General features: G+C 38.9%; 10 protein-coding genes. 4 read left to right on the top strand and 6 right to left on the bottom strand.

Annotation, left to right across the window (positions count from 1 at the left end; translation table 11 throughout):
• Positions 1–822 precede the first annotated feature (822 nt).
• From B5F71_RS08715 to B5F71_RS08690, 6 genes are read right to left on the bottom strand one after another with little or no spacing between them, the layout of a single operon-like run.
• Entirely contained in the window at positions 823–1,827 is a 1,005-nt protein-coding gene (locus B5F71_RS08715; protein WP_087209377.1) for a thymidylate synthase, read from the bottom strand.
• Positions 1,788–2,801 carry a nucleotide kinase domain-containing protein gene (locus B5F71_RS08710; RefSeq protein WP_087209373.1) on the bottom strand — a complete coding sequence of 338 codons (1,014 nt, stop codon included), beginning with the start codon at positions 2,799–2,801 and terminating at the stop codon, positions 1,788–1,790. The genes B5F71_RS08715 and B5F71_RS08710 overlap by 40 nt, the downstream gene beginning before the upstream one ends.
• On the bottom strand, positions 2,798–3,439 hold the full coding sequence (locus B5F71_RS08705; RefSeq protein ID WP_087209370.1) for a hypothetical protein: 642 nt from the start codon (positions 3,437–3,439) through the stop codon (positions 2,798–2,800). The genes B5F71_RS08710 and B5F71_RS08705 overlap by 4 nt, the downstream gene beginning before the upstream one ends.
• A 4-nt stretch (positions 3,440–3,443) precedes the next feature.
• Entirely contained in the window at positions 3,444–3,947 is a 504-nt protein-coding gene (locus tag B5F71_RS08700) for a TIR domain-containing protein (protein WP_087209367.1), read from the bottom strand.
• A 1-nt stretch (position 3,948) separates the two neighbouring features.
• Positions 3,949–5,793 (bottom strand): TIR domain-containing protein, encoded by a 1,845-nt coding sequence (locus B5F71_RS08695; protein WP_087209362.1) that lies wholly within the window; start codon positions 5,791–5,793, stop codon positions 3,949–3,951.
• A complete protein-coding gene (locus B5F71_RS08690) occupies positions 5,778–6,596 on the bottom strand; it encodes a toll/interleukin-1 receptor domain-containing protein (RefSeq protein WP_087209359.1) in 819 nt (272 codons plus the stop codon). The genes B5F71_RS08695 and B5F71_RS08690 overlap by 16 nt, the downstream gene beginning before the upstream one ends.
• An 855-nt stretch (positions 6,597–7,451) precedes the next feature.
• Here B5F71_RS08690 and B5F71_RS08680 point away from each other — a divergent pair.
• The 4 genes from B5F71_RS08680 to B5F71_RS08665 all read left to right on the top strand — a co-directional run bounded on the left by B5F71_RS08680 (position 7,452) and on the right by B5F71_RS08665 (position 9,999).
• A complete protein-coding gene (locus tag B5F71_RS08680) occupies positions 7,452–7,709 on the top strand; it encodes a hypothetical protein (RefSeq protein WP_087209356.1) in 258 nt (85 codons plus the stop codon).
• A gap of 11 nt (positions 7,710–7,720) precedes the next feature.
• The gene (locus B5F71_RS08675; protein WP_087209353.1) at positions 7,721–8,575 is read left to right on the top strand and encodes a DpnD/PcfM family protein; all 855 of its coding nucleotides are present in this window, start codon (positions 7,721–7,723) and stop codon (positions 8,573–8,575) included.
• 24 nt (positions 8,576–8,599) lie between these two features.
• Positions 8,600–8,980: a hypothetical protein gene (locus B5F71_RS08670; RefSeq protein ID WP_087209350.1), complete on the top strand. Its 381-nt coding sequence runs from the start codon at positions 8,600–8,602 to the stop codon at positions 8,978–8,980.
• 95 nt (positions 8,981–9,075) lie between these two features.
• Entirely contained in the window at positions 9,076–9,999 is a 924-nt protein-coding gene (locus B5F71_RS08665; protein WP_087209389.1) for a hypothetical protein, read from the top strand.
• The last annotated feature ends 21 nt before the right edge of the window (positions 10,000–10,020 follow it).

The raw sequence follows: 10,020 nt of genomic DNA, 5'->3' as shown, positions 1-10,020 counted from the left end.
TTACATTGACTGTTCCGAATAGCTATAGGGCTTTGATTTGTGATGCAACCTTACCCACAGTCTTATGCCTTATATGAAGTTTCTGTCCGTCAGACCAGATGTTTGCCGCAAGCTTCTTTCAGATTCCAACTCGCGATGGACACCCTTGCTTTGGGCTGTATGATTCCCGCTATTAGGGCTCATTAGGGACTTGCACCCGTTAGCTAATACTCATGCCGAGCATACATCAAGATAAGGGGCAAACTCAAGTAAGTTAAGCCCCTTTCTTTTTGCTTCTTAATGAAAAACACCCGACTTTACATTCTTGGGTGTAAAGTCGGGTGTTTGTTCTGTAGAACATTGATTCTCAATGTTTATTGCGGTGCGGACGGGACTACCTGCCTCAAAGCTAATGTTTAATATTCAACAAGTTATAAAACACTATTTGAAAAAAGCACCCGATTTTGCACCTATATAGCCTCTATATTTTTCTTTTAGGAATTTGCCTTATTCCGTTTGGCAAATATACGAAATTTTGTTGATGTGGCAATGATTATAAGGGGGAAAGTTAATCTTCATGATATATCCCCATGATTCCCATTAAAAAAGGGCAAACCTTTATTAGCTCCTTTTATAGCGCAGTATGAAAATCGTAATTAACAAGTGCGCTGGATGTTCTAATGCAAAGGTACAAATAAATTTTGATGAGTCATAAGAAATCCAATATCTTCACAATCAATCATTAAATTCTTATCATCGAGCATATATTTCTGATGAAGATTTGACAAAGATTACTATAGAGAGGTAGATGCTAAGCGTTTTTACTTATCTCGTACGCCTTGTTCATATGCTATTATATAATTGGGGTAAGGTTGGATTCACAAACTCCACTTTCGCTTCTCTATTATACAAGTAGAGCACATTATACCAATCTCTGAAGAATGGATCTGAAATTTCACGGTATGAATAACCTTTGCCTGATCTCATTTTTCTTTCCTCGGAAGACAATCCTTTCACTAAATTGTCAAAATCTGACAGATTTCGGAAAGTCTTATCATATGTATAAGGCTCATCAACCACTTCTTTTATTTCTGATAATTGTTCAACCATTTCCTTGTGGCGATCATAATAATGGAAGTTATCAGCAAAATGAAAATAATTGCCCACTTCAAGGCCTAGAATTGCAGCCATATATTCTTGCATGAAAGTGTAGTTAAAGATATTAACTGCACTGGCACCCCAAATTATATCGTTTGAGCGCATCTTCACAATGACATCCAATTTATTGGAGCTTGGCTGCTTTATAAAATGAAGCTCCCGAGTACATGGAATATCCAATGTCTTTTTCAAACAGCCTTCTGTATCAAAGTCATCCTTCATAACATCACCCATAGAGATGATTGCACGCCTTGTAGAAGTTTCTGCATTAAAACACTCCACAATATATCTCAGCTGATCAATCTCAACACTAGAAGCATTTAAGGTTTCTGTAACTTTATAGTCAGTCTTTGATCCATTGAAATGGCGAAGACGAGGACCATAAGCACCACGAGCAAACACTTGGTCATCAGAAAAATCCCGCATACGTCTCAAATAGTAGGTAATATAATCAAGGTCATTACGGCCAGAGGCTATCCACAAAGACTCTGCATAAGGTAAGGTTTTACTCCATTTACGGCAAGGGATGGTAACAATTCTCGCTGTTGGCTCAGCAATTTTGAAGTAGAATGGCTCAGGAAGTTCATAACAAATATTATCTCTAGTTTCTCTTTTTACACCGTATTTACAAAGTAAATTTGATGCACCAACTAAAAAAGAGTTAATTCCTTTGTATTCTTCTGCGAACATAACCCGTTTATTTTATCATTTATACCCCACTTATCTGGGAACAGATATTTCATTTCCCCAAAAGTAGGCTTATAATGTTGCTTAATCCTTACATTATCTATTTGCAATTCCGGCATTTTCACACGTAGAAACTTATCTGTTTCGCAGAAACAATTCTGCAAGTCTATCAAAGTAGGCTCATGTCCTGGAAGAGGTTTAAAATTATCATAACCATATCTCTTTCTCAACTCATCAAGATGCTGTTGAATGTAAAAAATGGCATCTTCATAATTACGTCCATAGCTGATAAAGCACTTCTTAATGCCTCTAATAGCTCCGATTCCTGCTTTTACAAAAGAATTTTCACTGAAATTGACGTACGGTGTATAGTTGAAATCAATGGCATATTGATAAGCAAGGAAACCACCAATAAATGTACAGCATTCCAATAAATTAAAAACTTCTTCCAGTGTTTTTGCTTTTAACACTTTATATATAATGCCATCACCAATGAATTCTTTTTCAACCATAGTCAACCACTTCTCATGTTTGAATTTCAGATAGTCATATTTTCTATCCGAGCCTGTCATCATGTATGCGTTGTTGAATACAGGGAAATTGTTTCTGCGAAGCAATAACAGATAACTGATTCGATCTACATCAAAATGATTCATGGTGATATCTCCATACTCTTTAAGGAGATATTCCCATGTCTCAATCTTATTAAATATCTTAAAAACCAGCACTCGAAGAATCACATCTTCAGGGGTGTAAAGTTCTATATCTTTATAGATAACATCACGAATAAGATATTGACTTACACGGTCACAAGCCCGATATACATTAGTAAACTTATACTCACGAAGTATAGGGTCTTGCGTAAGGACTTCCTTCCCCTCGCATTTACGCCAGAAGATATTCATCCGTTCCTGCATAAAATAAAAATAATAGCGAAGAACGTTGTCATTGGGTATTATCTCATTACTTCGCTTCATAACTTAGGGATTGGATATGGTTTAAATGGGAATTCTTGCCAATTTATAGGGTCCCCATGAATTCCGACTTTATAGTTTGATTGCAACCAATCTACGAACTTCTTTACTGTCTTTTCGTCTACATGGTAACATTCTATATCCCTAACAGTGCTTGCCATACATTTGAATTCATCAGGCAGCTCAGGTGCATTTACCCCAAAATAATAAAAGTTTCTAGAAATTAAAACATTCTTTCCACGTATATCACGTCCATACTGTTCAGTGTCTTTAGGATTCTTTCCTTCTACAGTATGAGCACACCGTTCCTGTATAACCTCTCCTGTTTGAGGATTAGTATGGTAAACATTGTCTCCATACATTTGTATTACTGAACCATTGAAAAATGGTTTCTTACACTGAAAATTTGGATTATTCCAGTATTGATCGAAAGTAATAATTTCATCCACTTTCATAGCAAAGATAAGGTGTTCAATATATTTATGAAGCACACGGCCTCCTGTCGCAATGACCCAGTCACCAATCTCTAAATTCCTACTTCTACGGAGTCTGCCTTTACAAGTAGCCAAGGTCATAACCCCCCAAAAAGGATTCGGGGCAAAACCGAAATCATGGTCCATTTTATAACTATAACATTTCATAATCTTAATCGCATTTTATATAAATCATTGGATATGAACCAGCCGTAGCCGGTGAACCCTCAAAATTCTCAAATGGAACATTACCTCCGTTTATAATATCTGAAAGTTTATCAAGCGAGTTCCAGCCAATAAGAGTATTGCCATATTTCTCGAAGGCTCCAGGCAAAGGAACCTTTTCCTTACAACCATAATTATAAATACCAACAATACGTTTACCCATCTTATTAGCTTGTTCTATCTCATAGTTTACCCATGCACGTTCATGCGTGTGTTCACCGATGATTACAATAAAAGTACCCGCCCAATTAATCCTCATTTTAAGATATCGAGCTATAACGGCATCCGAAACCAGTTTCCCTTTCTTATTACGAATTATTCCTCCTTCATCTTCTTTAGCTGCACTATTTCGAACAGTACAACCATTTGCAGCAAGGCGTTCTTGTAGTTCCCGAGTTCGTTGGACGTCACCACTATAATGGCTTATGAAAACATTATGTAAATCTGCCATATCATTTTGGTTTTATAACATTTTTCATTCCCTTGATAATAAGCCTTATAACTTCAAATACATTTTTTGAGCATAGAAGGCGCCTATTTTCTTCATAATCCAATCCATTATTCAAAGATTCGTATGTGTCATCTTTTATAGAATCAATTATCTCCTTTCGACCTATAACACTACTGGATATAAGGGCTGCCTCACCTCCAAAACCGCCAAGAAGGTATATTGGTTTTCCTGTTGCACGCGCTTTAATATATTCATCTAAAATACCTGGGATTGACGTTAGAGAGCCTTTTGTTTTTCCACCAACGATTATGAATGCCCTAGCTTCACGACAACGGACATCCCGCATGTGTGATAAAGAATTTATTATTTGTTTTTTCCCCTCTTCATCTTGTGCAGAAGGTATTGATTTTTTCTGTTCCTCGCTAATTCCATCAGGATAAATTTGTTGAGCACAGAGATGACAGTGCTTTAAGTATGCCATGTCATCATTAGATAAGACATTCATATATGGCCATGCATAATAATTATAGATATAGACTTCATCTTCAAGTACATCTTCACCCTCGTTTTCTACCTTAATCTTACCATACTTCTCTGATATTTGACTGAATAAACTTACATATCCATCTTGAGCCCCACTACCTCCATAGAGAATCTTACCACCTGCATTCAAAATATACCTTGATATTTCAACTACCATATCTCTTAGTAAGATCTCGTCAGGACGATTCTCATTTGTATTGGACACAGAGATAGATATCAATTCTCCATGTAGAAGTAAACCTTCCTTTTCCAATGGTGTGATGAATTTCTTTTTCGTACTATTAAGTATTCTCCTTTCTTCTTCACTTATAGGAGGCTCTGGATACAGCACATTATTTTTTTTCAGCATATATATATCCAAAAGTTCAGGCTGATAACTTAAAATTTCAAAATCATTATTATCACCTTCCTTTACTATTTTAGTCAAATAATTCTTTTGGTACTCATATCTCAAACCTGTGCGCAACAAGAGGTTAATAGCCGTATCCAAGTTATCCTCTTTTAGCCGGATGCTTGGGACATTCCCCATATAAGGGAACGTTCTTGTTATTACATCACTATGCATATCCACTACAACTATTGGAACACCGCATTTCTTAGCACATAGGATTTCTTTCTGACACCATTGACGAGTACCATAAGCATCCGAGTCGAGAACCATCAAGAGTGAACTTTTGACATTTTCTCTTATCTGATTTTCAAAATCTACTCCTTCAATAATGTCATTTTTGTCAAAGAAACTATCTAATTTTGTTTTAGAACGAATACTATTTCTAAGATTCTCAGCAATTGCTAGTCCATCTCTTTTGGCATGACTTATAAACAACTTCAATTTGCTCTGAGGCATGTCTTTCATATACCGAATAAGGCAATCATAAATATGAGAAGAAACTTCGTCCCAATCTGCAATGATATCGTTATTAGATGGGAGAATCATTTGATCTTTGTTAAGATAACTAAGATCTGTAGCATATTCAAATTGTTTCACACAGTATAACATAGCAGGTGTACCATCTTCTATTTTTTTCTTCAATTCAAGAATATAATCCCGCCATTTTGTGTCTCCCAAATATACAGCCATATCAGCAAAGAAGAATATTGCGTTCTTCTCGCTTTGTTTAAAATCAATGGGCTTTATTTCCCCGTTTTCATCATTTGAAATAAGATAAACAGGAATATCCAAGCCATCCGATAGTGGCTTTTCTACATCACGACAGAGCAAGGTGTAGAATTTATTAAATATTTCTGTTGCCTGTCTGTTATTTTTATCTATAAGCAAATAAACGCTTAACGGTGTTTGCATATTTCTCTTTTTATTTTGTTGATGTCACTTTTAATAATAACAATATTTCTTTTTTTTGCTACATCCAATTCGTACTTTACCCATTTTGACTGCATCGCCATTGGAGTTTCAATAAGAAGGAGTGCATCAGCAGATTGGAGTTCTTGTTCTACACGACCTTGCTTATCTATACTATCATTATCAATTATGTCTATATAACAGGAATCACAATTTTTATACAGTTCTTTCACCTTCAACAAAAGAGATGTATCAAGATAACCATCTTTCAATGTATAACTTACAAATAGCCTCATATCTAATACATTCCATAAGGGACTTTGTATATCATAGTAATGTCTCATCCTACCTTCTAATACAAGTCTATCGGAAGGTGATTTGAGAGTTTGAGCAATGAATTCATTTAGTGATTTTGTATCCCTTAATATTTGAATAACTTGTAAATATTCAGGTAAAAATGATTTTGATAAATCTCGCAATGTAAGACCGACCAAAATTTTATTATCATACGCATATCCAATTTCCCAAGGCACCCACTTGGATTCTAGAGAGTTTTGGGAAATAATACATAACAGATGTGTACTTCGTTTTAAACCAACTTTTATTGCATTGACTACCGAATAAGGATTACTCCTATCTATATTTTGATCATATTCATCAAAATACACATCCAGTTCTGCAACCATTAAATAGTCTGCTATCTTTTTTGCATCAGAAGAATCTTTCTTCTGATGACTAATGAAAATACATATACTGTTTAAACGGTCATAAGACTCATTCAAGTAATATCTATTTAATCCTAACATTTATTGTCCTTTTAATGACAAAGATAAAAAGAAAATCCGAGATTGGGAAATATGGAACAGATTATTTATAATTAAGCTTTTAGGACTTTGGAGCAGGAATCGGTGAAGTTAACCGAAGCCACAAAAAAGACAGGTCAAACCGGAGCAACATTTTCCAAATCGTACTTCACCCGTAACCCTAAATCGGGTGTCAAACAGGTTAAACGTGCGGCAATTCAGATACAAAATTAACTATTTGTAGAGGACGGCAGACTAAGCAGACTAAATACCGTAAGAAAGTCAATTATCGAGTTTCTATTTTTTTATTGTCAATGTTTTGTATAGTATTCTACAACTCTGCCGAAAATAATTTTGGAACCAAAAAATTGTATACTTTGAGAAGTATATTCGAAATTCCATTCCTAATATGTAGCTGTTTACAAATCAGATATTTATAAGTCTTCAAGGAGACTATAGGTAATGATTCGTAAACTACCCAACTTCACTATTCTGCAATGTTTTTTTCACTCTTAAGATTCAAGTACAAATGAACGCAAAGCCTTTACCTTAGCCAAATTATCACTAAGAATTCTGCCAAACACCAAACTTTATTCAATTCTTCCTTTTTATAAGTTCCGTCCTGCAATTTCTTTTTTCTGCATTTCTCTTTCTTACAGCAAATCTAGCCCCCTGCCTTTGGATTGAGCAAGGCCATGCCCCGTTGGGGTTGGCCGGGAAAAAATCATCCTCGCTTCGCTGCGGTATTTTTTCCCGCCAAGCCTTGCACAATCCCGGCAGGAAGCAACCTTGCACGTAAGAAACAGAAATACTGGCTCCGGGAGCCGGTCATGTCTAACTGTATAAAAGATAGCAAATATGAGAACAGAAGTAAACCAAACGAGAATTAACGGCAAGTATCCTACAGACAGCGTATATTATTTCGGAATAGCATATCCTGTGCGTGAAGTGGACGGATATAAGGTCTCCACGGAACGGCTGGAAGCCAGACTGGAATTTGACGGTTCTTTGCTGATGGAAGCGGCCGGAATGCTGGAAGAATTCGCCTGTTTCCTGAGCGATGAGGACATTCACGCACTGAGTGATAAAGAAATACTTGAAATCATCCACTCATAAAACAAAGTAATATGGAATACAAAATCGCCATTGAAGAACTGCTCCGACGTGTAGTGACGGTGGAAGCGGAAAATCCCACACTTGCTGTATATGAAGTGGAGGAGGAATATAATTTAACAAGACACGTACTCTCCGAAAATGACTTCATCGGTGTTGATATCGTGTTGGCTCCCGAAGACAAGGAGGCGCAGGAATATTTGAACAACGGCACTTTCCGCAGTTTTGTCGAAAGACGTTTTAGCATCCATTCAGCGGACTTTCCTTTGATAGACAAGGTCCGTTTCGTATTCGGCAGCATGGACAACGCGATTTATGAATTTAGCAAACGGGCAAGCAAGCCCTCTTCAGAAGAAAAGGAAGTCTGGCTACTCTACCGTTGCGATGCCTGGCTGAGCACGGCCAGCATGGAACTGGTCGCCCCCTTTTCCTCCAAGGAAGCCGTGACGGATTACCTGGCAGGCAACCGCAAGCGCTTCCGGCTGACGCAATGGGACCTGGACTTCTTCCGGGAAAACAACCAGACCCAACGGGGCGGCGCCAATTACATTGTTTTCAGCCACAGCCTCGATCCCGCGCCCGAGCCCCAGCCGGCTGACACGGACGACGCCTTTTACAAAAAGCCTTTCCGCTATGGCACTACCGTCCTGACCCGTTACGAGCTTGAAAACCTTTCCTGCCCGTTCTGTACAAAGGATACGGATGATGAGGCAATGCGCAAGATAGTCCGCCGTATGCACCGGAAGATTAACGGACGGATAAACGGCAATGCCGGTGAGACACCGGATGTGGAAGCAATCCGCTTGGAGGAGATGGACGAAGCGGCTGCGCATTTCAATGTCCCTTACTATGAAGACTTGCAGGAATGACAGTTTGATTTAAAACAGGCAAATATGAGTTATCAGATAATTACCCAAATGGTTTATAACGCCCATACCCACCAAATAGAAACGTGGCAGCATTCCAATAATGTATGGCCAAGGATTGACCACTTCCGTGCGTTGGATGTAAGGACAGATGAACAGCTGTTCCGCTTCATTACCCTGGTGGCGGAAGGCTTGTGGCAGACACGCAAATGGCACAAGGAATTTGAAACGCTGTTCCGGGAATACCCCGAACTGCGCATGGATTCCTACCGGGATGAACTCAGGGGCAAATCCTGGCCGGAATATTGCGCCATTCGCCGCAAGTATAAGGAACTTGCCTGGAGCAAATGCGGGGAAATAGCCGCACGTTTCAGGCAGCTTGTCAAAATAAGGCTAGAAGAAAAATAACGGAAGGGCGACCGCAAGGCCGCCTTTTTTCATTTATGCACTTTCATACACATCATGTACGGGAAATCAAATCCTGCCGTACACAGGTAAGACAGATGAAGAAAAAACTGACAATGGAATTGGTGAAATCACTGATGGAAGAATCCTATACGCTGGTATGGACGGACTACCGGGACAATCTTGACGGCAACCGCGGCCTGCTTCAGGAATGTCTGAATAAGAGAAGTCCGGAGCCTCTTTGGGAAAAGGCGGAAGAATGGTGCTGGGATTCCGAATGGGAGGCGGCCAAAGAGATTATGGAAAAACTCAAGGAAAGATGCGTCCTTTTCCATGATTCCGATGAGGAGGAAGTGGAATCTTTCTTTGAGGAACACGACGATGAGATACGGGGCGAGATTTATGCCCGTGATGATTCAGACGTTTTGACGGAGCTGATCAAACATACGGATGACATTCCGGTCCGGGTGGAGATGCTTTCCGATTATGACTGCATCAATTCCAACTGGTGGGAATCACAAGGAGGGTACCGTTACGAGGAGTCCTATTTCGGTGACATGGTGGACGCCTTGAGGCTCAATCCTGCCAGGGTAAAGAAGATGCTTGTGGAAAAGGGCTACACGGTACATGGCTGCTTTCCGAACAGGAAAAGCCGTGACGGTAAGGAGCAGGTGACCTACGAACATTTCTATCAGGAACTTATCAATTCCTGTTGCGGTGCGAACTTGCTGACCTATATCGGGAAAGTAAGTCTAAAAGACCTATATGACATCGGATTCTCATTCAAGGAAGTCATTATCCCCAAAGGTAACTATTGCGGCATATTCAGTTCCATATACGGCGGCGGCAGCCTGCTCGGAATGGAATTGCAACAGGATGTAAAGTTGGAACTGAAACCAAAAGACCGCTACAGTTTCCGTTTCAGGCTTGACAACGAAAAGTCAGAGACCGAATGTTCCATTCAACATGTATATGGAGCATGTGACTCCTTCTTCGGTGAAACATTGAAGATTGTCTCTTGACCAATTTGACAATCATTGTAT

It is taken from the genome of Bacteroides sp. An269 (assembly GCF_002159755.1).
Lineage (GTDB): Bacteria > Bacteroidota > Bacteroidia > Bacteroidales > Bacteroidaceae > Phocaeicola > Phocaeicola intestinalis.
Note: the sequence above shows the minus strand (reverse complement) of the source record. Positions and strands in the feature narration are given on the sequence as shown.